1 protein-coding gene is annotated in these 559 nt (G+C 68.0%); it reads left to right on the plus strand.

Features of this window, described 5'->3' with window-relative positions; all coding sequences use genetic code 11:
* Positions 1 to 559, plus strand: a 559-nt coding sequence (locus DAI20_RS20065) for a YdcF family protein (RefSeq protein WP_168927715.1), incomplete at both ends; no start/stop codon positions are given.

The raw sequence follows: 559 nt of genomic DNA on the forward strand, positions 1-559 counted from the left end.
GATCGGCGCAGCGGGCAGCACGCGACTGGCCGGCGACGTCGCCATTGCCATGCAGATGAGCGAGGTGGACGCCAGCGCCGCCTACGCCGTATTCGATCGCAGCATCGCGGTGGCGGTAGGCCTGCTCGATGCCAATGACCGCCTCGATGCGATCCGTTTTGAGCCCATCAGCGCGGGGATGAACACCGCGCCGTTTGCGCGTGCGCGGCAGCTCGATTGGAATGCGCATCCGTACACCGCGATCATCGTGCTGGGCCAGGGACCGGATGAACTGACCACCCCGCTCAGCGCCGGCAGCAAGCTGCGCCTGAAGGCGGCCGCGCAGCGCTACGCGGCAGGTGATGCGCCCTTCCTCATCGTCTCCGGTGGTGCGGTACATCCGCGCGGCACCCGCAGCGTCGAAGCGGTGCAGATGCGCGAAGCGCTGATGGCACGCTTCGGCATTCCCGCAGATGCGATCATCATCGAGCCGTATGCCCGCCACACCACCACCAACCTGCGCAATGCAGCCCGGTTGCTGGCGGCCCTGCAGTCACCGCCGCGGCAACCGGCACTGGTG

Source organism: Planctomonas deserti (genome assembly GCF_003067705.1).
Taxonomy (GTDB): domain Bacteria; phylum Actinomycetota; class Actinomycetes; order Actinomycetales; family Microbacteriaceae; genus Planctomonas; species Planctomonas deserti.